Origin of the sequence: Kitasatospora sp. NPDC101447 (assembly GCF_044767225.1) — a bacterium.
Lineage (GTDB): Bacteria > Actinomycetota > Actinomycetes > Streptomycetales > Streptomycetaceae > Kitasatospora.
The window spans coordinates 99,085-119,844 of record NZ_JBIWNL010000006.1; the positions used below are offsets into that span (position 1 = coordinate 99,085).

18 protein-coding genes are annotated in these 20,760 nt (G+C 73.4%); 8 read left to right on the forward strand and 10 right to left on the reverse strand.

All coding sequences use genetic code 11. The annotated features are described in order from the left end of the window. Positions 1-37: 37 nt before the first annotated feature. The 3 genes from ACIRST_RS11375 (at position 38) to ACIRST_RS11385 (ending at position 4,454) form a co-directional block, all read left to right on the forward strand. The gene (locus tag ACIRST_RS11375) at positions 38-985 is read left to right on the forward strand and encodes an ABC transporter substrate-binding protein (RefSeq protein ID WP_350519039.1); all 948 of its coding nucleotides are present in this window, start codon (positions 38-40) and stop codon (positions 983-985) included. Between the two features lie 181 nt (positions 986-1,166). Continuing rightward, a complete protein-coding gene (locus ACIRST_RS11380) occupies positions 1,167-1,745 on the forward strand; it encodes a hypothetical protein (protein WP_402801812.1) in 579 nt (192 codons plus the stop codon). Positions 1,746-2,399: 654 nt separating this feature from the next. Continuing rightward, positions 2,400-4,454, forward strand: a complete 2,055-nt coding sequence (locus ACIRST_RS11385; RefSeq protein WP_402801815.1) for a glycosyl hydrolase family 18 protein — start codon at positions 2,400-2,402, stop codon at positions 4,452-4,454. Between the two features lie 189 nt (positions 4,455-4,643). On the opposite strand, the gene ACIRST_RS11390 is transcribed toward ACIRST_RS11385, so the two are convergent. From ACIRST_RS11390 to ACIRST_RS11415, 6 genes are all read right to left on the reverse strand, one after another. Continuing rightward, complete coding sequence (locus ACIRST_RS11390; RefSeq protein ID WP_402801818.1) at positions 4,644-5,918, reverse strand: multidrug effflux MFS transporter; 1,275 nt, start codon at positions 5,916-5,918, stop codon at positions 4,644-4,646. Positions 5,919-6,247: 329 nt separating this feature from the next. Next, positions 6,248-6,730, reverse strand: a complete 483-nt coding sequence (locus tag ACIRST_RS11395) for a hypothetical protein (RefSeq protein ID WP_350519043.1) — start codon at positions 6,728-6,730, stop codon at positions 6,248-6,250. A gap of 586 nt (positions 6,731-7,316) precedes the next feature. Further along, positions 7,317-8,195, reverse strand: a complete 879-nt coding sequence (locus ACIRST_RS11400) for an alkaline phosphatase family protein (RefSeq protein ID WP_402801821.1) — start codon at positions 8,193-8,195, stop codon at positions 7,317-7,319. 264 nt (positions 8,196-8,459) lie between these two features. Next, entirely contained in the window at positions 8,460-9,275 is an 816-nt protein-coding gene (locus ACIRST_RS11405; RefSeq protein ID WP_402801823.1) for an ATP-grasp domain-containing protein, read from the reverse strand. Between the two features lie 32 nt (positions 9,276-9,307). Further along, a complete protein-coding gene (locus tag ACIRST_RS11410) occupies positions 9,308-9,682 on the reverse strand; it encodes a hypothetical protein (RefSeq protein WP_350519045.1) in 375 nt (124 codons plus the stop codon). Between the two features lie 74 nt (positions 9,683-9,756). Next, entirely contained in the window at positions 9,757-10,944 is a 1,188-nt protein-coding gene (locus tag ACIRST_RS11415) for an acyl-CoA dehydrogenase family protein (protein ID WP_350519046.1), read from the reverse strand. Positions 10,945-11,072: 128 nt separating this feature from the next. On the opposite strand from ACIRST_RS11415, the gene ACIRST_RS11420 reads away from it, so the two are divergent. Continuing rightward, positions 11,073-11,624, forward strand: coding sequence for a GNAT family N-acetyltransferase (locus ACIRST_RS11420; RefSeq protein ID WP_402801825.1), 552 nt, complete (start codon positions 11,073-11,075; stop codon positions 11,622-11,624). A 6-nt stretch (positions 11,625-11,630) separates the two neighbouring features. Here the strand turns inward: ACIRST_RS11420 and ACIRST_RS11425 are convergent, their stop codons facing one another. Together ACIRST_RS11425 and ACIRST_RS11430 are read right to left on the reverse strand one after the other, a co-directional pair. Then, complete coding sequence (locus tag ACIRST_RS11425; RefSeq protein ID WP_402802169.1) at positions 11,631-11,939, reverse strand: AzlD domain-containing protein; 309 nt, start codon at positions 11,937-11,939, stop codon at positions 11,631-11,633. Next, on the reverse strand, positions 11,939-12,772 hold the full coding sequence (locus tag ACIRST_RS11430; RefSeq protein ID WP_402801827.1) for an AzlC family ABC transporter permease: 834 nt from the start codon (positions 12,770-12,772) through the stop codon (positions 11,939-11,941). The genes ACIRST_RS11425 and ACIRST_RS11430 overlap by 1 nt, the downstream gene beginning before the upstream one ends. A gap of 217 nt (positions 12,773-12,989) precedes the next feature. Here ACIRST_RS11430 and ACIRST_RS11435 point away from each other — a divergent pair, with 217 nt between their 5' ends. Further along, positions 12,990-13,580: an XRE family transcriptional regulator gene (locus ACIRST_RS11435; RefSeq protein WP_350519272.1), complete on the forward strand. Its 591-nt coding sequence runs from the start codon at positions 12,990-12,992 to the stop codon at positions 13,578-13,580. A gap of 43 nt (positions 13,581-13,623) precedes the next feature. On the opposite strand, the gene ACIRST_RS11440 is transcribed toward ACIRST_RS11435, so the two are convergent. Further along, positions 13,624-15,654: a cholesterol oxidase substrate-binding domain-containing protein gene (locus ACIRST_RS11440; RefSeq protein ID WP_402801829.1), complete on the reverse strand. Its 2,031-nt coding sequence runs from the start codon at positions 15,652-15,654 to the stop codon at positions 13,624-13,626. A gap of 322 nt (positions 15,655-15,976) precedes the next feature. Here ACIRST_RS11440 and ACIRST_RS11445 point away from each other — a divergent pair, with 322 nt between their 5' ends. Further along, on the forward strand, positions 15,977-17,383 hold the full coding sequence (locus tag ACIRST_RS11445; protein WP_350519051.1) for a class II fumarate hydratase: 1,407 nt from the start codon (positions 15,977-15,979) through the stop codon (positions 17,381-17,383). Positions 17,384-17,507: 124 nt separating this feature from the next. Here the strand turns inward: ACIRST_RS11445 and ACIRST_RS11450 are convergent, their stop codons facing one another. Then, positions 17,508-17,963: an SPW repeat protein gene (locus ACIRST_RS11450; protein WP_350519052.1), complete on the reverse strand. Its 456-nt coding sequence runs from the start codon at positions 17,961-17,963 to the stop codon at positions 17,508-17,510. Between the two features lie 236 nt (positions 17,964-18,199). Between ACIRST_RS11450 and ACIRST_RS11455 the strand changes: the two genes are divergently transcribed. Continuing rightward, positions 18,200-18,754 carry a PadR family transcriptional regulator gene (locus tag ACIRST_RS11455; protein ID WP_402801833.1) on the forward strand — a complete coding sequence of 185 codons (555 nt, stop codon included), beginning with the start codon at positions 18,200-18,202 and terminating at the stop codon, positions 18,752-18,754. A gap of 58 nt (positions 18,755-18,812) precedes the next feature. Then, entirely contained in the window at positions 18,813-20,513 is a 1,701-nt protein-coding gene (locus ACIRST_RS11460) for an acyl-CoA dehydrogenase family protein (protein ID WP_402801835.1), read from the forward strand. Positions 20,514-20,760: the final 247 nt, after the last annotated feature.

A 20,760-nucleotide genomic window follows, 5' to 3' on the forward strand; every position in this document is an offset into this window, starting at 1 on the left:
CCATCCTCCCGGAAGGACATCTGTCACCATGTCGACAATGAAGCGAAGCCGACGCGCGGTCGTGATCGGCACGCTCGCCGCGCTCGCGCTCGGCGCCACCGCCTGCGGCTCCTCCGGCGGCGACCCGCTCGGCGGGGGTTCCAGCGCCTCGGCGGCATCAGGCGCCCCGGCGGCGGGCGGTTCGGGCGGCGGCTCCGGTTCGACGGTGGTCGTCGGCTCCGCGAACTTCCCCGAGAACGTGCTGCTCGGCTCGATCTACTCGCAGGCCCTCAAGGCCAAGGGCGTCAAGGTCGAGGAGAAGTTCAACATCGGCAGCCGCGAGGTGCTCTACGGCCAGCTGCAGAGCGGCAACCTCACCGTCCTGCCCGAGTACAACGGTGCGCTGCTCGCCTACCTGGACGCCAAGGCCACCGCCGTCACCACCCAGGACGTGAACGCGGCGCTCGCCAAGACGCTGCCCGCCTCGCTGGGGATCCTCGCCTCCTCCCCCGCCGAGGACAAGGACTCGCTCAGCGTCTCCCAGGAGACCGCCACCAAGTACAACCTCAAGAGCATCGACGACCTGGCCGCCAAGGCCGGCGAGTTCACCATCGGCGGCCCGCCGGAGTTCAAGTCCCGCCGCGAGCAGCAGTTCAAGGACGTCTACGCGCTGACGTTCAAGGAGTGGAAGCCCACCGCCGACACCACCGCGAACGCGCTCAAGGACGGCGGCATCCAGGTCGGCAACGTGTTCACCACCGACCCGAAGATCGTCCAGTACAAGCTCGTCCCGCTGGCCGACCCGAAGAACGTCTTCGGCGCGCAGAACATCACCCCGCTGGTCAACAAGGCCGGCGTGGACGCCACCGCGACGGCGGCGCTCGACGCGGTGTCGGCGAAGCTCGACACCGCGGGGCTGACGGCGCTGATGAAGCGGGTCGCGGTGGACAAGGAGGACCCGTCGGCGGTGGCCAAGGACTGGCTGAAGTCCAACGGCCTGGGCTGACGACCGGTCCGGCCCGGCCGACCGCCCGGACGACGGTGGGCCGGTACGAACGAACATCCCGCACGACGGACGGCGGCCCGGGGACTCGCTCCCCGGGCCGCCGTCCGCCGTTCCCGGCGCCCCCGCCCGCACTCCCCGGGGACCTTCCCTTCCGCGCCGCGAACATGACAGTCTGGGCGCCATGCGCACTCGACTCCTCGCCGCCACCCTCACGGCACTCGCCGCGGTGAGCCTCGCTGCCTGCTCCAGCTCCGGATCGAGCTCGGGCAAGGCCACCTCCGCGGCCGGCTCCCCCAGCGCCACCGCCGTCTCCACCACTCCGGCCGCCGCACCCTCGGACGCCGCCCCGACGCCGGCGGCCCCCGCTCCGGGCACGGCCGCCCCCACGGCCGACGGCTCGGCGGGTACGCCCGCCGCGCCCGCCGACGCCGGCGCCTCGGGAGCCCCCGCACCGGCCAAGCCCGCCCCGCCCGCCGACGCCGGGCTGCCCACCAAGCCGGGCGCCGACCTGACCGGCAAGCTGGTCGCCGCACTGGACGCGATCGACCCGGCGATCGTCGGCGGCAAGCCGGACCAGGCCGTGGACCGGGCGCGCAACCAGTGCCAGTCGATGTACCAGTTCCCCAAGGACAAGGGGAAGCTGGTCGAGCTGGCCAACCAGCGCTTCACCTCGCCCGACCACCCGCAGGGCTTCGGGCCGGACACCGCCGCCAAGATCAACGACGCGCTGCGCGCCACGCTCTGCCCCGCCGCGCGCTGACCCACGCGTCCCCCCCCCGCCCCCCCCCCCCCCCCCCCCCCCCCCCCCCCCGCCCCCGCCCCCCCCCCCCCCACGCCCCGAACCGCCCGGTGTCCTGAGCGCCGGGCCGCCGTGGCCGCGCCCCACCCACCGGGTGCGCGGCCACGGTCTCCTTCCGCCCGGTGACGCTCCCCCGGGCGACCCCTCCACCCCGGCCGCCAATCCGCGCCCTACGGCCGCCCGGGCCGTATGCTGACGAACTGTCAGGTCTCTTGACAGACCAGTGGTCTAGTCCAAACATAAGCATGTCGATCCGACCGGGATGCACTGTGGGGGTGTGACCACCGGCGGCTGAGGCACTGCCCTGCCCTGTTCCGCTCCACCCCCGCTCCGTACGGCCGCGTGCACACGCACCGCCGCCCGCCTCCACGCGAGTCGGTGGGCCGCCGCACGCCCGCACACCGCACGCTCCCGAACTCCGCCCCGTCCCGCTCCACCCCGCTCCACCCGGGCCCACCCCGCTCCACCCGGTCCCGAACCGGAACACACCGCACCGCACCGCACCCGATCCGATCCCCGGGCCAGGGCTCACCCGGCCGCTCCCCACACGGCCGCCCGCCCGGGATCGATCGCACCTCCCCAACGTCCTGCCCCACCAAGTCTGTTGGAGAATCCATGCGTCTTCGCAGAACGATCCAGGCCGCCCTGACGGCCTGCGCCACGCTGGCCGCCTCGGTCGGCCTGGTCGCCGTCGGAACGGCCCCCGCCCAGGCCGCCACCCCGCTCCCCAGCCGGGTCTTCGCCCCCTACTTCGAAGCCTGGACCGGCCAGAGCCCGGCCCAGCTGGCCGCGCAGTCCGGCGCCAAGCACCTGACCATGGCGTTCCTGCAAGCCGCCACCAAGGGCTCGTGCACGCCGTACTGGAACGGCGACTCCTCCATGCCGGTCTCCTCCTCGACCTTCGGCGCCGACATCGCCACCATCCGCGCCAACGGCGGAGACGTGATCCCGTCCTTCGGCGGCTACACCGCCGACAACACCGGCACCGAACTGGCCGACAGCTGCACCGACGTCAACCAGATCGCGGCCGCTTTCGAGAACGTCATCACGACTTACGACATCAGCCGGATCGACCTCGACATCGAGGACAACTCACTGACCAACACCGCCGGGATCGACCGCCGCAACAAGGCGATCAAGCTGGTGCAGGACTGGGCCGCCACCAAGGGGCGGAGCATCCAGTTCTCCTACACCCTTCCGACCACCACCGGCGGGCTCGCCGACAGCGGCCTCGCGGTGCTGCGCAACGCGGTCAGCAACAACGCGCGGATCGACGTCGTCAACATGATGACCTTCGACTACTACGACGGCGCCACCCACGACATGGCGGCCGACACCCAGACCTCCGCGCAGGGCCTCTACAACCAGCTGGCCAGGCTCTACCCGTCCAAGACCCCCGCCCAGCTGTGGGGTTCGATCGGGATCACCGAGATGCTCGGCATCGACGACTACGGGGCGGCCGAGACCTTCACCGTGGCCAACGCCACCACCGTGTACAACTGGGCGGTCTCCAAGGGCATCAACACCCTGTCCTTCTGGGCGCTGCAGCGCGACAACGGCGGCTGCCCCGGGACGGCCGGGAGCGACTCCTGCTCCGGGATCAACCAGAACACCTGGGACTTCACCCACATCTTCGCGCCGTTCACCAGCGGCTCGACGGTGAGCAACGACTTCTCGGTCTCCGTCAGCCCGAACTCCGGTACGGTCAGCGCCGGTTCGTCCACCTCGGCGACCATCGCGACGGCCGTGACGGCGGGCTCGGCGCAGAACGTCAACCTCTCGGTCAGCGGCGCACCGGCCGGCGTCACCGCGACCGTCACCCCCGGCAGCGTCACCGCCGGGAGCAACGCCACACTCAACATCTCCACCACCTCGGCCGCGGCGCCCGGCAGTTACCCGATCACCGTGACCGGTTCGGCGGCCTCCGGCAGTCACACCGGCGTCTTCACGCTGAACGTCACCGGCACCCAGCCCGGCAATGACTTCTCGGTCGCGGTGAACCCGAACTCCGGTACCGTGGCGGCCGGTTCGTCGGCATCGGCGACCATCGCGACGGCCGTGACGGCGGGCTCGGCGCAGAGCGTCAACCTCTCGGTCAGCGGGGCACCGGCCGGCGTCACCGCGACCGTCACCCCCGGCAGCGTCACCGCCGGGAGCAACGCCACACTCAACATCTCCACCACCTCGGCCGCGGCGGCGGGCACCTACCCGCTGACCGTGACCGCCACCGCGCCGTCCGGCACCCACACCACGACCTACTCGCTGACGGTCACCGGGACCACCCCGACGACCGGCGTGGTCAACGGTGACCTGGAGAGCGGCGCGCTCGCTCCGTGGACCTGCCAGAGCGGCGGGGCCGTGGTCTCCACCCCGGCCCACTCCGGCACCCACGCACTGCAGGCCGCGGCCACCGCGAGCCAGACCGGCCAGTGCTCCCAGACCGTCACGCTGAAGCCCAACACGAGCTACACGCTGTCCGGTTGGGTGCAGGGGAACTACGCCTACGTCGGGGTCAGCGGCGGTGCCAGCGCCGCCACCTGGGCCAACTCCGCCGGTTGGACCAAGCTGTCCGTCCCCTTCACCACCGGCGCCTCCGGCACCGTCACCGTGTACCTGCACGGCTGGTACGGCCAGGGCAACGTGTTCGGGGACGACTTCTCGATCGCGTAGCGGCTGGCAGCGGACGGATGACGGCCGGCGGCCGGTGAAGAACGGCCCACGAATGACGGCCCACGAATGACAGCCGCCGAATGACGGCCGACACGTAACAGATGACGGATGACAGCTGACAGATTTCAACATCTGTCAGCTGTCATCCGTTCGTCCGTTCGTCCGTTCGTCCGTCCGCCCGGCTTCGCCTCAGGCCCCCGCCGCCCGCATCCGCGCCGGCCGGCACAGCGCCAGGTACGCCGCGCTCGCCAGCAGCCCGCAGACCAGGACCACCACGGCCAGCAGCATCGCGGACGGCCGCCCGCCAAGGCTGCTCAACGGCGCGACCACCGCGCCGACCAGGAAGTTGCCCGTCCCGAGCAGCGCCGACGCGGTGCCCGCGACCTGCGGCTCGACCAGGCCGAGCGCCTGCGCGGCGGTGTTCGGCAGGAGCACCCCCAGGCTGCCCATCATCACGAACAGGGGCGCACAGAACCCGACCAGCCCGAAGTCCCACACCGTCGTCAGCAGCACCAGCGCCGCCCCGGCGGCGACCGCCACCGCGAGGCTGCCCAGCATCAGCGCCCGCGCCGTGCAGCGCGGCGCCAGCACCCGCCCGTTCACCTGCGTCATCACCACGATCGCCACCGAGTTCAGCCCGAACAGCAGGCTGTAGGTCTGCGGCGAGACCTGGTAGACGTGCTGGAGCACCGTCGAGGACCCGCTGATGTAACCGAACAGCGCACCGAAGGCGAGGGAGCTGGTCAGCGCCAGACCGAGGAACGGCAGGTTGCGCAGCAACCGCCCCATCGCCCGCAGGGTCGCGCCCACCCCGCCGGCTTCCCTGGTCTCCGGCGGCAGCGTCTCGCGCAGCGCGCCGAACGCGGCCAGGGTGAGCAGCAGGCCGAGCGCGGTGAGCGTGCCGAAGGTGCCGCGCCACGAGGTGAACCGCAGCAGCTGTGCGCCGATGATCGGGGCGAGGATCGGCGCCAGTCCCGATATCAGCGCGATCGAGGCGAGGAAGCGCAGCAGCGCGACGCCCTGGAAGCGGTCCCGGGAGACGGCGCGCCCGATGACCAGCCCGGCCGATCCCGCCGCGCCCTGGACGAAGCGGGCGGCGATCAGGACCGACAGGTTCGGCGCGAGCGCGCACACCACGCTGGACAGGGTGTAGACGACGAGTCCGACGAGCAGCGGCGGGCGGCGCCCGAAGCGGTCGCTGAGCGGTCCGAAGAGCATCTGCCCGGCCGCGACCCCGAACATCGAGAAGGTGAGGGTGAGCTGGACGGCGGCCGGTTCGGCCACCAGGTCGTCGGCGATCGCGGGCAGGCCGGGGAGGTAGAGGTCGGTGGTGAGCGGTCCGAGTGCGGTGAGGCCGCCCAGGACGGCGATCGTGGCCCAACCGGTGCCGGCCTGGCCGGTGGCGGGTGTGGTGACGGCTGCGGTCGACGTGTCATCGGTGGGGCCGACGGTCGGGCCGGGCATGGCTCTCCTCACGGACGGGGCGACGGGGGTCGTTCGCGCTCCGTCCTATCGCAGCCCGGTCCGGTTCCGACAGCAGGGGGCGCACCCGAGTGCGGTCGCCGCTCCCGCACACCGACGTACCGTACACGCACGGGGGCGGCCCGCCCGCACCTCTCGGTGCCCGGCGGGCCGCTTGGTGGTCCGTCTGTTTCCCCGGCCCGATCGGCCGTTCCGCGGCCTCCGGGCCGGTCGGCGCTCCGTACCCTGCCGGCGCTCAGGCCCGGCGGCTGCTCAGGCCCGGTGGCTGCTCAGGCCCGGTCGGCGCTCGGCGCACGGCGCCCGGTGGGTGCTCAGTGCTTGGCGGCGTGCTCGGCGCGGAGGGCTGCCTGCACCGCCGCGCCGTCCTGCCAGGCGTAGAGCTGGTTGCCGGTCAGCGTCACGTTGTAGTGCCCGCAGGTGCCGCTGGCCTTGGCCGCGACGCCCTCCGGGAACCAGCCGGCCTTGAGCGTCATCGGCACCGGGTGCGCGGACTTGCCCGGCAGCCCGGTGGTGCAGCCGACGGGCAGCCGCCCCTCCGGAAGGGTGGCGCGCAGCAGGCGGTCGTCGCCCGTGGTGGACATCAGGTACTTCACGCCGGAGGCGTTGTCGGGCAGCCAGGCCGGCATCGAGCGGCCGTCGGCCTTGGCCTGGGTGCCGGTCTCGTACGAGGCCTGCTCCTGGTGGCGGCCGTCGTACCAGTCGGACACCCTCGGACCCACTGCCACGGCCGCCACGGCCACGGCCATGCCGGTGCCCGCGACTCCCAGCGCGACCTTGCTCACGATGCCCTTCATGCCCGACTGTCCTCTCCGTGTCCGTGTCCGTGTCCGTGTCCGGTGCTCTCGGCCGGTGTCCGTGCCCGGTTCCGTCGCCCCGCGTCCGCCGCCGGCAGCCATCTGGATCCGCTTGGGTCTGCTCTGCCGGCCCGGCCGACGCACTGCGCCATCCGGTGCAACCATCGTGGCCCGTGCCGCTTCGGCGGAGCGTCACCACCAAGTCGCGATCTTGTCTCCAACCCACGGGGTACCGTCTCCACCTTCAGGCGTATGCCGTCCGGCAGAGGCGCTGAGCTCCGGAGGACCGGCACGTGCCGGTCCGGCGCTCAGGTTGGCACACCCGGGTCGAGTGCCGCCCGAGCCCCGATCGAGCCTCGCTCAAGCCCGGCACCGCCGCAGCCGGGCCTGCTGCACCCGGGGCATCGGGGCCCCGGGGCATCGGGACCCCGGGGCGTCAGGTCGCCGTCGGGTCCGGCCGCCGTCGGCCGGGTCCCGCGGATCGCCGCGGACCTGCAGATCGGCGCGGATCTGCGCGGACCCACCGGTCCGCGCCACGGGGTCGGACGACCACGAGTCGGACCGCCACGAGTCGGACCGCCACGGGTCAGACCGTCACGGGCACCGGGCGGGCGACCGGGAAGGGGCGTCCGTCGAGGGTCCAGTGCGGGTCGATCGGACGCAGCAGGGAGGCGTACACCTGGGCGGCGACGTCCGGGTGGCGGATCTCCCCGGCGGGCGGTCCGGCCGGAATGCCGTGCCCGGCGCAGGCGACCCAGGCCGTCCGCTCCTCGACCGTGCGGCCGCCGTGGCCGCCGGCGTCGACGTGGCCGTGGTCGGTGACGACGATGACGGTCCACTGCTCCTCGGCGTACGTGGCGCGGCCGCGGACGGCGTCCAGGAGGCGGCCGAGGCGCTCGTCGGCGGCGCGCATGGCGGCGCGGTACTCCTCGCCGCAGCCGAGGAAGTGGGCGGTCTCGTCGACGGCGCCGAGGTAGACGAAGGAGGCCTCGGGGTCGGCGGTGCCGAGGACGTGGACGGCCTCCCGGGTGACCTCCTCGTCCACGACCTCCCAGGCCTCGGGGGTGTCCTCGGCCGGGGCGATGTAGGAGAGCCGGCCGGGGGCGCGGAAGAGCGGGCCGCCGGACTCGTTGATCATCAGCGGGTCCCAGCCGGCCGCGACGAAGGTGCGGCGGCGGTCACCGCGATTGAGACGGGTGGCGAAGTCGGGGAACACGTCCAGCCGGTTGCCGGCCAGGTGGTTGCCCCAGACGCCGTGCTTGGCGGGCTCGACGCCGGTGACGATGGTGGCCCAGCACGGGCCGGACATGGTCGGCGTGGTGTCCGCCACGGTGACCGGCACCAGGAACCCGGCCTCGGCGACCTCCTGGAGGCGCGGCATCGGCACCTGCGCGAGGTAGTCGTGGCGGACGCCGTCGATCCCGACGACGAGCACCCGGGGGCGGGGCCACTGGACAGCGGACATGGCGGGGGTTCCTTTCGGTCGTGCACGCGCTCGGCCGCGCCCGTCAGGGGCCGCCGCCGACCGCGCCATGCTTCACCGGCCGCCGTACCGTCCGGCGTCGCACCGTCGAACGGCAGGTGTCCGCCGGGTGTCGGGAGATCGCCGATCGGCCGTCCGACGGCCGTCCGGACGGGCCCGGGGCCGGAAGGCCGTCCCGACCGCCCCGGGGTAGCCATACCGGCCGGACCGGCCCGGCACCGGAGGACCGGCCGGACCGGCCCGCGGTCAGGCGACCGCGCGGACGAAGCGGCGGTCGGTCTCCGCGAGTTCGGCGGCCGGGCCGGCGGCGCGCAGCACGACGTCCAGGACGCGCTCCGGATCGGCGGCGTAGCAGTGCGCGAACCACGGCAGGTTGGCCTCGACCACGGCCCACCGCTCGGCCGGGTCGTACGGGTCGGCGATCGGGCCGACGTCCAGGGCGACCGCCCCGGGCAGGGTGTCGCCGACGGCCGCGAGCAGCCGGCGGGCGAAGGCGACGGCCTCGGGGGTGGTCGGCGCCGGGTCGAGCCGGCCGAAGCGGGCGTAGCGGCTGCCGGTGAGCACCTCGCCGTCACGGACGAACAGCCGGTACTCGGCGGCGAACGTCACCGGCTCGCTGACCAGCACGGGCGTGTCCGGACCGATCCGCTCCCCGGTGCGCGGCAGCCGGGAGCCGTCCGGGTAGACGGCGGGCGGCAGCGACTTGTCGGCCGGCGGCTTGACGAACGCCGGGTGGCGCAGCGTCCAGGCCTCGGCGAGCGTGGTCAGCTCGATCCGGCGGCGGGTGAACTCCTCGGGGAGCCGGGCGAGCCAGTCGTCCTCGGGTTCGAGCAGGGCCAGGCCCAGCGGAGCGGCGATCCGGGCGGCGGCGAGCGGCCCGCCGTACCAGTGCACGGGCCGCCCGGCGAGCTGCCGGACCGTCTCCGGGCCGTGCAGGACGGCGGTGGTGAGACCGCGTCGGGCGGCCGCCTCGACGAGCAGGGCGGTGGTGCTGGTCGGCTGGGCCGAGGTGAGCAGGACGCGGTCGGCCGCCGCCGGCCCACCCGCCCACGCGGCCGCCACGTGCCCACCCGGCCCCGCGGCGGTCGGCCCCGTCACGGCGCGGGCCGGAACTCGTGGACGACCTCGATGCGGCCGACGATGTGCCGGTTGAACTCGTCCAGCTCCTCGGCGGGCACCCAGAGTTCGAGGATCGTCCGGCCGCCGACCTGCTGCACGGGGTAGCGGGCCAGGAACCCGGTCTCGACCTCGAAGCGGGTGACGTAGCCGACGCCCGAGGCGGGGACGTTCCAGTCCCGGGCGATCCGGATCGCGTAGTCCTCGTCGAGGACGGGGTAGAAGATCGGCTGGTCGGGCAGGCGGGCCGGCCAGGCACGCCAGTCGGCGGCCTCGACCAGCGCCAGCTCCTGGGGCCCGGTGGGGCGCCAGAGGGTGGTGGTCCGGGGTGTCCGGGCGTGCTGACTGGTCATGGCAGGGAACGGTAGCCGGGTCGTCGCGGGCCCGGCCACCGGATTTCTCCTGCTCAGGCGGGGTGGACGGCCGGTCAGCGGTACGCGGGCTCGCCGGTGATGGCCTCGCCGAGGACGAGGGTGTGGATCTCGCTGGTCCCCTCGTAGGTGAGCACCGACTCCAGGTTGTTGGCGTGCCGCAGCACCGGGTACTCCGTGGTGATGCCGTTCGCCCCGAGGACCGTCCGGGCGCTGCGGGCGATCTCCAGTGCGGCGCGGACGTTGTTGAGCTTGCCGAAGCTGACGTGCGGCGCGCGGGCCGCGCCGTCCTCCTTGAGCCGGCCGATCCGCAGCGCCACCAGGTAGGCCTTCTCGACCTCCAGCATCATCTCGACCAGCTTCTGCTGGGTCAGCTGGAAGCCGGCGATCGGACGGTCGAACTGGATCCGGCTCTTGGCGTAGTCCAGCGCGGCGGTGTAGCAGTCGCGGGCGGCGCCGACTGTGCCCCAGAGGATGCCGTAGCGGGCCTCGTTGAGGGAGGAGAGCGGCCCGCGCAGGCCGACCACCCCGGGGAGCACGGCGTCGGCGGGCAGGACCACCTCGTCGAAGGCGAGCTCGCTGGTCACGGAGGCGCGCAGGGAGAGCTTGCCGTGCACGTCGGTGGTGGTCAGACCGCGGGTGCCGCGCTCGACCAGGAAGCCGCGCACGCCCTCCTCGGTCTGCGCCCACACCACGGCGACGTCGGCGATGCTGCCGTTGGTGATCCACATCTTGCTGCCGGACAGCACCCAGTCGCCGCCCTCGCCGCCCTTGCGGACCGCCCGGGTGCGCATGTTCGCCGGGTCGGATCCGAAGTCCGGCTCGGTGAGCCCGAAGCAGCCGATCAGCTCGCCGGCGGCCATGCCGGGCAGCCAGCGCTGCTTCTGCTCCTCGGAGCCGAAGGCGTGGATCGAGCGCATGGCGAGCGAGCCCTGGACGGAGACGAAGCTGCGCAGCCCCGAGTCCGCCGCCTCCAGCTCCATGCAGGCCACGCCGTAGGCCACCGCGCCGGCGCCCGCGCAGCCGTAGCCGTCGAGGTGCATGCCGAGCACGCCGAGGGCACCGAGTTCGGGGGCGAGTTCACGGGCCGGGAAGACGCCGCGCTCGAACCAGTCGCCGATGTGGGGGCGGATCCGCTCCTCGGTGAACCGGCGGACGGTGTCGCGGATCAGCCGCTCCTCGTCGGTGAGGAGGTCGCCGACGGCGAGCAGGTCGGACGGGTCGATCCGGGTCGGCTTCGTCATCGAAGCTCCTTGTAGTCTCGGCGGAGTACCGGTCTCGGCGCCCGGTCCCGGCGTGGGTCTGCGGAGTACCGGCGAGTATTCCGCACGTGGCCGGGCCGTGGTGGGTGCGAGCGAGTGAGGAAAGCGACATGGACGGCTTCGTGGCCGACGACGCGTACGCGATCGGCCCGGTGACGGCGGAGGAGCTGCCCGGCGTGGCGGAGGAGCTGGCCGCGCTGCTGGTGGACACCGTGCACGCCGGCGCCTCGCTGGGCTTCCTCGCACCGCTGGACCACGGCGAGGCCCTCGCGTGGTGGCGGGCCCTGGGCCCGGACGTCGCGGACGGCCGGCTGCTGCTGTGGACGGTCCGGGCCGGGGCGGACGGACGGCTGGCCGGGACGGTCCAGCTGCGTCCGGCGGCACCCGCGAACGGCCGGCACCGGGGCGAGGTGGCCAAGCTGATGGTGCATCCGGCGGACCGCGGGCACCGGCTCGCCGGGCGGCTGCTGGCGGCGCTGGAGCAGCGGGCGCACGGTCTGGGACTGCGGCTGCTCGTCCTGGACACCGAGACGGGGAGCCCCGCGGAGCGGATGTACGCGGCGGCGGGCTGGACCCGGGTCGGTTCGGTCCCGGACTACGCGACGGACCCGTCGGGGGTCCTCCACCCGACGACCGTCTTCTTCAAGGCCCTGGGCGGCTGAGTCGGCTCACCCCACCCCGCACAGCCGGAGCACCGCCGTCGTCGCCGCGCCCGCGACGACCACCAGTGGGAACGGCGCCCGGCGCACCGCGAGCACCCCCGCGACCAGCACCCCCGCCGGGCGGGCCCACCCCGCGAAGCCGTGCCCCTGGGTCAGCGCCCCGGTCGCCACCAGGGCGACCAGCAGGACCGCCGCGGCGACCGCCAGCAGGTGCCGCAGCCGGTCGGAGAGGGTGAGCCGACCGCCGAGCAGCGGCCCGGCGAGCCGGAAGGCGTACGTCCCGACGGCCAGCAACAGCACGGCGTAGAGCGGCATCATCGGACCGCCTCCTTCATCGTCATCGGCGGATCCGCCCGAACCACCCGGCCAGCCGGCACGGGAGCCTTCCCCTCGGACGCCTCGCCCGCGGGTGACCTCCCGTCGGATGCCTCGCCCGCGGACGCCTCGTCCGCGGGCACCTTCCCGTCGGACGCCTCCGCCGCTCCCGGCCGGCCGGCGAACAGCAGCCCGACGAGGGCGAGCAGCACCGGCAGCCCGCCCGGTACGAACGGCGTGACCGCGACCGCCACCACCGCGCCCACGACCGCGGCCGTACGGGTGCGGCGGTCCGTGAGCGAGGGCAGCACCAGCGCGAGCAGCACCGCGGGGAAGGCGGCGTCCAGGCCCAGCGCGTCGGTGTCGCCGATCAGCCCGCCCGCGACGGCACCGAGCAGCACCGAGACGTTCCACACCGCGTACAGGGCGATCCCGCAGAGCCAGAACACGGCCCTGCGCCGCCGCGGCCCGCGCTGCTGCAGGACGAAGGCGGCGGTCTCGTCGGTGATCAGCTGCGCACCGATCAGTCGGCGCCACCACGGGCCGTCGAGGACGTCGGCGACGGTGAAGCCGAAGGGCAGCAGCCTGGCGTTGAGCACCAGGCCGGTGGCGACGGCCGCGAGCACGCCGCCGCCGGACAGCACCACGCCGACCGCCGCGAACTGGGAGCCGCCCGCGAAAACGAGGACGGAAAGCACGACCGGCACCCACAGGGGCAGACCGCCGGAGACGCTGATCGCGCCGAAGGAAGCGCCGACGAGGGCGTCGGCCAGGCAGACCAGGGCGATGTCACGAAGAGTGGCACGCTCCAGTGTTCGGAGTAGCGAACGCATGTCCATTAGAGTGAACCCGTTCCCCCGGGTTCGTCAAGGCGAACGATGAGACCGACAGGCCGAACGCCGGTCGATCCGAGCATGCCCGCAGGCCCGGGCGGTCGTGGCAGCATGAACGGCACCGGTCGTACGGGTCATACGGGTCGTACCGGCGACCCGGCGGCCCGGCAGGTCCGGCGGGCAGTGAAGGAGCCAGAGGAGAGCGTGAGTGGCGAGCATGAGTGACCAGACCACCCCGGCCATCGCCGCCGGCGGCTCCGGAACCGAGCTGATCGGCCAGATCGCCGCCTCCATCCGGCGCGAGCGCGAGCGCAGCGGGCTGTCGATGGCCGAACTGGCCCGGCGCGCGGGGATCGCCAAGTCGACGCTCTCCCAGCTGGAGTCGGGCGCGGGCAATCCCAGCGTGGAGACGCTCTGGGCACTCGGGGTCGCGCTGAACGTGCCGTTCAGCCGCCTGGTCGACCCGCCGCGCCCCGCGGTCAAGGTGATCCGGGCCGGCGAGGGCCCGGTGACCCACTCCGAGCGCGCCGACTATGCCGCCACCGTGCTCTCCTCCTGCCCGCCCAACGCCCGGCGCGACATCTACCGGATCGAGGCGCAGCCGGGCGAGACCAGGGCCTCCGACCCGCACATGCCCGGCACCGTCGAGCACGTGATGATCGGCTCCGGACGCGCCCTGGTCGGGCCGACGGAGGCGCCGGTCGAGCTGGGTCCGGGCGACTACGTGAGCTACCCGGGCGACTCCCCGCACGTCTTCCGCGCCCTGGCTCCGGACACCCTGGCGGTGATCGTGATGGAGCACATCTGACGCAGCGTCAGTTGGATCAGTCAGCACCCCGGGCCGGCTCGCCTCACTTCAACAGGCCGTCCAGGAAGGGGTTTCCGAACACCCGGTGCGGGTCGTGCCGGTCCAGGACGGCGACCGCCTCGTCCCAGCCCGGCCCGCCGCCGGCCCGCAGGCCGGCGGGGATGACCCGGTCGATCATGTCGCGGTCCGACCAGGCGGCGTCGGCGGTGTAGGCCCAGCCCTTGGACCACTCGACCCGCAGGCCCGCCCGGGTGCCGTCGAAGGTGCGCAGCAGCCACTGCTCCAGGTCCCGGGCGAAGCGCTCCAGTCCGGGCGTGCCGGGGAAGGCGAGGACGTCGAGCCAGACCGCGGTGTCCCACTCCGGGCGGTCGGCGCGCGGGCGCAGCGCGGACAGCAGCGGGGGCCGGGCGCCGGGGACGCCGGAGTACGCCGGGTCGTCCAGGCCGGTGACCCTGATCTCCACCGCCCCGTTCACCGGGTACTCGCCCCGGGCCTGGTACTCGGCGAGCAACTGCCGGTAGTACGCGGCGAATTCGCTGACCACCCACTGCAGGTCGGCGCGCCGGGCGAGGACCGCGTAGCCGTTGGCGGTGACCCGCAGGGTGGTGGGGCGGACGTACTGCAGCAGGGTGCGCGAAGGGCCCCAGAGGTCGGAGCGCAAACCGCCCGCGAGCAGGTGGGTGAGGACGTCTCCGGTGAGCAGACCGCGGATCAGCCCACCGGAGAGCAGGACGTCCGTGACGTCGCCGGTGAGACCCACCTTCGCCACGAGGTACTGGAGTTGGCCGAACAGTGGGGCCGATCCCCAGGCGCCGGCGACGATCTGGCCGGCGAGTCGGGCCACCGGCTCCGGAACGCTGTCCGAGAAGGGGAAGTTGTAGGGGTGGTCGACGGCGAGGGAACCGAGCGGCTCGGTCGGTGCGACGCTCCAGGTCTTGAGCCAGGGGTAGTCGGTGTAGGCGAACCAGATCGCCTCGGCCCGGCCGTCGCGCTCCACGAACTCGGCGAAGGTCCGCGGGCCGCCACCGCCCAGAAGTCCGCCGAGCAGCCCCCCGAGCAGCCCGCCGCCTCCGCCCGACCCGGTGCCCGCGGTGCCCCCGGCGGAACCCGCGGAACCGGCGGAACCGGCGGAACCTCCGGCTCCCGGCGGGGCGAAGAGCTCGCTCGCCGGGATGTCGAGCCGACTGACGCAGCGCAGCGGCCGGTCGGCGCCCGCCCTGAGGACGACCTCGGTGAGGAAGGCGCGGCCCAGGTGCACCAGGAAGGCGGCGCTGTCGGCCTCGGAGCGGTCGAAGGTGCGCAGCGCGTAGCGGCCGGTGGCGGGGTCGAGGACGACGGCGGTGAGCCGGACGACCTGGTTGCTCACCGAGCCGTAGCCGTGCCCGTCCGGCCGCACCTCCCCCGCCGCCGGGACGGCGGTGCCGTGGCCGCCGATGGCGAGCACGCCGCCGACGGTGATCTCGCCGGGGGCCGGACAGGCGGTCAGGCCGAGGCCGCGGTCGGCCAGGTGGGCGAGCAGGGCCTCCATGGTGGCGCCGGTCTGCACCCGCACGGTGGTGGGCGAGTCCGCGGTGACGGCGGTGAGGTGTCGGCTGGTGTCCACGAGCAGGACCCGGGCGCTCTCCGGGGTCCGGTCGGCGACGGTGAGCGGTGCCCAGGTGTGCCGGTAGCCGGTGGCCCGCAGGCGCCAGCCGTTGGCGTGCGCCCAGTCCGCGAGGGCCGGGACCTCCTCGGGGGTGCGGGGCGCGCAGGTCCACAGCTGGTCGGTGCGGACCTCGCCGGACCAGTTCTCGAAGACCCGCTGGTAGAGCTCGGTGCCGGCGGGGAGTCCGGGCGGTACGGGCGCGGCGGCCCGGGCGCTGTCCGGCCCGACGGTGCCGCGCAGTATCCAGGCCGCGCCGCCGAGCGCGGCCGAGGCCCCGAGCAGCTGCCGGCGGGTGAGGCCGCTCCCGGCGCCACTCCCCCGGTGCCGCGCACCACCGCTTCTGCCCGCCGAAGCAGCCCCGCCCGCTGAGTCCGAGGCCGCCGAGGCCGCCCCGCCTGCCGAACCCGCCGTGCCGTGTCCGCTGGTCATCCGTCCGTCCACCCCTCGTGCCGGTCCCCCCGGGCCGAGCTACGGCTGTCCGGGTCGGGCCGACTGTCGGTTCGGCCCGGGGAGGAGCGTACGAAGCACCGCACGCCGGTTTGAAGCGTCCACCCGGTGACTCACTCGTTCGAGTGAGTTCGGCCCGATCGGCCCGGGGCCTCGGCGCGGGGCGTACGGGGGTGGCGGCAGGAAGGCGGAACCGGCCGAGAACCCGACCGGTCGTGTCGGAAATACCCGGGCCCCGCTCGCGGCTGTCGTGATCGGAGATCCGTTCCGGGCCGAGCGGCCCGTACAGGAGGTGCAGCGCGCGATGGGTGACGAGCAGGCGAAGCCGCAGGAGTACCGGGTCGAGCACGACTCGATGGGCGAGGTGCGGGTGCCGGCCGCCGCGAAGTGGCAGGCGCAGACGCAGCGGGCGGTGGAGAACTTCCCGGTGTCCGGCCAGCGGCTGGAGCGCGCGCACATCGCCGCGCTGGCCCGGATCAAGGCGGCCGCGGCCCGGGTGAACGCCCGCCTGGGGGTGCTGGACGAGGAGACGGCGGAGGCGATCGTGGCGGCGGCCGAGGAGGTCGCGGAGGGGCGCTGGGACGACGAGTTCCCGGTGGACGTGTTCCAGACCGGCTCCGGCACGTCGTCCAACATGAACACCAACGAGGTGATCGCCACCCTGGCCGGCGAGCGGCTGGGCCGGCCCGTCCACCCGAACGACCACGTCAACGCGAGCCAGTCGTCCAACGACGTCTTCCCCTCCTCGATCCACATCGCCGCCACCGCCGCCGTGACGCACGACCTGATCCCGGCGCTGGAGCACCTGGCGGAGGCGCTGGAGCGCAAGTCCGTCGAGTTCGCCGAGGTGGTCAAGTCGGGCCGCACGCACCTGATGGACGCCACGCCCGTCACACTGGGCCAGGAGTTCGGCGGCTACGCGGCGCAGGTGCGGCACGGGCGGGAGCGGCTGCTGGCCACGCTTCCCCGGGTGGCCGAACTCCCGCTCGGCGGTACGGCGGTGGGCACCGGCATCAACACCCCGCCCGGCTTCCCGGCCGCGGTCATCGCGGAGGTGGCCCGCGTCACCGACCTGCCGCTGACCGAGGCCCGGGACCACTTCGAGGCGCAGGGAGCGCGGGACGCCCTGGTCGAGCTGAGCGGCCAACTGCGCACGGTGGCGGTCGGGTTCACGAAGATCGCGAACGACCTGCGGTGGATGGGCTCCGGCCCGCGCACCGGGCTCGGCGAGATCAACCTGCCGGACCTGCAGCCCGGTTCGTCGATCATGCCGGGCAAGGTGAACCCGGTGCTGCCCGAGGTGGTGCTGATGGTCGCCGCCCAGGTGGTCGGCAACGACGCGACGGTGACGCTGGCCGGCGCGAGCGGCAACTTCGAGCTGAACGTGATGCTCCCGGTGATCGCCCGCAACGTGCTGGAGTCGGTCCGGCTGCTGGCCAACAGCGCCCGGCTGCTGGCGGACCGGACGGTGGACGGCATCACCGCCAACGTCGAACGGGCCCGGGAGTACGCGGAGTCCTCGCCGTCGGTGGTGACCCCGCTGAACCGGTACATCGGGTACGAGGAGGCCGCGAAGGTCGCCAAGCAGTCGCTGGCCGAGCGCAAGACCATCCGTCAGGTGGTGCTGGAGCGGGGCTACGTCGAGCAGGGCAGGCTCACCGAGGAGCAGCTGGACGAGGCGCTGGACGTGCTGCGGATGACGCGCCCGTAGCCGCCCCGGGGCACCCGGGCGCCCGGGGACGGCCCCGGAAGTGCGCGGGAGGTGCGTGGGACGTGCGCCGGGGCGCGGTGGGAGGTGGTCCCGCCGCGCCCCGGACGAAGGGCTGCGGGGAAGATCAGCCCCTGGTTCCGCCGGCCCGACCGGCCCGGCCGAGCCGCATCGCTGCTCCGTTCGCCGTGATCGTGGCCATCGAGATCGCCGCGAGTCCGAGCAGGAACATCACTGCGCCGACGATGATGCAGGTGACGATGTTCTTGCCCCGGGCGACCGATCCGGAGATGACCCAGGGAGAGATGATCGTCCAGGCGCCGAGCGCCGTGGCCGCCCAGGCCCTCGCGTGGGTGCGTTCGTAGGCCGTGCCGTAGCCCGCCATCAGCACCGTGTAGGCCAGTCCGACGATCAGGCAGGTCACGGTCAGGGTGCTGAACGCGGTGAAGCCGACGATCCACGGCGATGCCGCCAGGAAGAGGCCGGCCAGTACGGCCAGGGCTTCGACGCCCTGGGCCCGGGGGGTCGAGGTGACCCGCTCGTAGTGCTCTCGTAGTTCGACGATGTCCGGATGGTGCTCCATGCCCGTCGGGATATGGGTTGCCACCGATACCACCTCCTGTGGTCCGGAATCTGCGGGGCGCATTGTCCTCCGTCACCCGGAAGGCGCATGCCCCGTACCCATTCTGTCCCTTCTCTACTGTTTTGCACCCGATAGTCCGGAATGATCGATAACCATCCGATCACGCCGGTGACCTGCGTCTCAACCCCGCAGGGCGCCATTGCCTATGCAACTCGTTGCATAGCAGGATGCGGGTCATGGCACTGGAGCACGCGATCCTCGTCTCGCTGCTGGAGCAGCCCGGCTCCGGCTACGAGCTGGCCCGGCGCTTCGACCGCTCGATCGGACGCTTCTGGACCGCCACCCACCAGCAGATCTACCGGGTGCTGCGGCGCATGGAGGCGGACGGCTGGGTCGCCGCGGAGGAGGTCGCCCAGGACGGGCGCCCGGACAAGAAGGTCTACTCGGCCGCGGAGGCCGGGCGGGCCGCGTTGTCCGGCTGGCTGCGGGAACCGGTCGAACCGGAGACCGTCCGGCACGAACTCGCGGTCAAGATCCGGGCCGCCGCCTTCGACGACCCGGCGGCGCTGATCTCCGAGGTCGAACGCCACCGCGAGGGGCACGCCGCCCTGCTCGCCCGCTATCTGCACGGCGAGCAACGGGACTTCCCCGACCTCGACACGCTCGACGCCCGCCAGGAGCTGCAGCACGTGGTGCTGCGCGGCGGCATGGAGTACGAGCGGATGACCCTCGCCTGGCTCGACGACGTGCTCGCCACCCTGCGCCGCCTCGCCGCCGACCGGCCGTCCTGACCCGTCGGCACCGCACCTTCCACCCGCTTCCCACACCCTCGACCTCAGGGAGCCCTCGATGCTCTTCAACCCGCGCACCTACGACCCCGCACAGTTCGACGAGCCGACCCGCCGGCTGCTGCGCGCGACCGTGGACTGGTTCGAGTCCCGCGGCAAGAAGGCGCTGATCGACACCTACATCGACCGCAGCTGGTACGCCGACTTCCTCGAATTCGCCGCGAAGGAAGGCCTGTTCGCGGAGTTCCTGACCCCGTCCGCGGCCGACCCGGACAAGCGCTGGGACACCGCGCGGATCGCCGAGCTGAACGAGATCCTCGGCTTCTACGGCCTCGGCTACTGGTACACCTGGCAGGTCACCATCCTGGGCCTCGGCCCGGTCTGGCAGAGCGAGAACGAGGCCGTCCGGGCCCGCGCCGCCAAGCTCCTGGCGGAGGGCCACGTCATGGCGTTCGGCCTCTCCGAGCGCACCCACGGCGCCGACATCTACTCCACCGACATGATCCTCACCCCGAACGGCGAGGGCGGCTTCACCGCGACCGGCTCCAAGTACTACATCGGCAACGGCAACGTGGCCGGCCTGGTCTCGGTGTTCGGCCGCCGCTCGGACGTCGAGGGCCCCGAGGGCTACGTCTTCTTCGCCGCCGACAGCCGCCACGAGGCGTACCACCTGGTCAAGAACGTGGTGAACGCCCAGATGTACGTCAGCGAGTTCCGCCTGGAGGACTACCCGGTGCGCGCCGAGGACGTGCTGCACACCGGCCAGGCCGCCTTCGACGCCGCCCTGAACACCGTCAACGTCGGCAAGTTCAACCTCTGCACCGCCTCCGTCGGCATCTGCGAGCACGCGATGTACGAGGCCGTCACGCACGCCCACAACCGGGTGCTGTACGGCCGCAAGGTCACCGACTTCCCGCACGTCAAGCGGGAGCTGACGGACGCGTACGTCCGCCTGGCCGGGATGAAGCTGTTCAGCGCGCGGGCCGTGGACTACTTCCGCACCGCCTCCCCCGAGGACCGCCGGTACCTGCTGTTCAACCCGATGACCAAGATGAAGGTCACCACCGAGGGCGAGAAGGTCATCGACCTGATGTGGGACGTCATCGCGGCCAAGGGCTTCGAGGCGGACACCTACTTCGACAAGGCGGCGAAGGACATCCGCGGCCTGCCGAAGCTGGAGGGCACCGTCCACGTCAACCTGGCGCTGATCCTCAAGTTCATGGGCAACTACCTGTTCGCCCCGGCCGACTACGCCCCGGTGCCGACCCGCCTGGACGCGGCCGACGACGCCTTCCTGTTCCGCCAGGGCCCGGCCCGCGGCCTCGGCGCGATCCGCTTCCACGACTGGCGCGCCGCCTACGACCGCCACGCGCAGCTGCCCAACGTCGCCCGCTTCCGCGAACAGGCCGACGGCTTCTGCGAGTTGCTGCTCAGCCACGCGCCGAGCAAGGAGCAGCAGGCGGACCTGGACTTCCTGCTGGAGATCGGCCAGCTGTTCGCGCTGATCGTCTACGGCCAGCTGGTCCTGGAGCAGGCCGAGGCGACCGGCCTGGACGCGGACGTCCTGGACCAGCTCTTCGACGCCCTGGTCCGCGACTTCTCCGCGCACGCCACCGAGCTGCACGGCAAGGCCTCCACCACCGAGGAGCAGGCCGCCTGGGCGCTGGCGAACGTGCGCCGGCCTGTCTCCGACGCGGCGCGGGCCGCGCGGGTGTGGGAGCAGGTCGCGGCGCTCTCGGGCGCGTACGAGATGCAGCCGTAACGACGGCCGCAGCGCCCTGAGGTAGCGCGACTGCGGGCGCGCGACTGAGAGAGCGCGACTGCGGGAGCGTGACTGAGAGAGCGCGACTGCGGCAGCAGTCATGGGAAGGACCCCCGGGGGTGGCGGGGGGGGGGCCGGCCCCCCCCGGGCGGGGGGCGCGGGGGCGCCCCCCGGGGGGCCCCCGCCCGGGGGGGCGGCGCCCCCCCCCCGGCCGCGGCCCCGGGGCCCCCCCCCCGCCGCGGCGCGG

Bases quoted from the DNA above. Each gene is read 5' to 3' on its own strand.
- ACIRST_RS11430 (WP_402801827.1), bottom strand. From the start codon at position 12,772: ATGCGTTCGCTACTCCGAACACTGGAGCGTGCCACTCTTCGTGACATC.
- ACIRST_RS11455 (WP_402801833.1), top strand. From the start codon at position 18,200: ATGGCACTGGAGCACGCGATCCTCGTCTCGCTGCTGGAGCAGCCCGGC.
- ACIRST_RS11400 (WP_402801821.1), bottom strand. From the start codon at position 8,195: ATGTCCGCTGTCCAGTGGCCCCGCCCCCGGGTGCTCGTCGTCGGGATC.
- ACIRST_RS11375 (WP_350519039.1), top strand. From the start codon at position 38: ATGAAGCGAAGCCGACGCGCGGTCGTGATCGGCACGCTCGCCGCGCTC.
- ACIRST_RS11450 (WP_350519052.1), bottom strand. From the start codon at position 17,963: ATGGAGCACCATCCGGACATCGTCGAACTACGAGAGCACTACGAGCGG.
- ACIRST_RS11385 (WP_402801815.1), top strand. From the start codon at position 2,400: ATGCGTCTTCGCAGAACGATCCAGGCCGCCCTGACGGCCTGCGCCACG.
- ACIRST_RS11425 (WP_402802169.1), bottom strand. From the start codon at position 11,939: ATGCCGCTCTACGCCGTGCTGTTGCTGGCCGTCGGGACGTACGCCTTC.
- ACIRST_RS11435 (WP_350519272.1), top strand. From the start codon at position 12,990: ATGAGTGACCAGACCACCCCGGCCATCGCCGCCGGCGGCTCCGGAACC.
- ACIRST_RS11395 (WP_350519043.1), bottom strand. From the start codon at position 6,730: ATGAAGGGCATCGTGAGCAAGGTCGCGCTGGGAGTCGCGGGCACCGGC.
- ACIRST_RS11410 (WP_350519045.1), bottom strand. From the start codon at position 9,682: ATGACCAGTCAGCACGCCCGGACACCCCGGACCACCACCCTCTGGCGC.
- ACIRST_RS11440 (WP_402801829.1), bottom strand. From the start codon at position 15,654: ATGACCAGCGGACACGGCACGGCGGGTTCGGCAGGCGGGGCGGCCTCG.
- ACIRST_RS11460 (WP_402801835.1), top strand. From the start codon at position 18,813: ATGCTCTTCAACCCGCGCACCTACGACCCCGCACAGTTCGACGAGCCG.
- ACIRST_RS11380 (WP_402801812.1), top strand. From the start codon at position 1,167: ATGCGCACTCGACTCCTCGCCGCCACCCTCACGGCACTCGCCGCGGTG.
- ACIRST_RS11415 (WP_350519046.1), bottom strand. From the start codon at position 10,944: ATGACGAAGCCGACCCGGATCGACCCGTCCGACCTGCTCGCCGTCGGC.
- ACIRST_RS11420 (WP_402801825.1), top strand. From the start codon at position 11,073: ATGGACGGCTTCGTGGCCGACGACGCGTACGCGATCGGCCCGGTGACG.
- ACIRST_RS11390 (WP_402801818.1), bottom strand. From the start codon at position 5,918: ATGCCCGGCCCGACCGTCGGCCCCACCGATGACACGTCGACCGCAGCC.
- ACIRST_RS11445 (WP_350519051.1), top strand. From the start codon at position 15,977: ATGGGTGACGAGCAGGCGAAGCCGCAGGAGTACCGGGTCGAGCACGAC.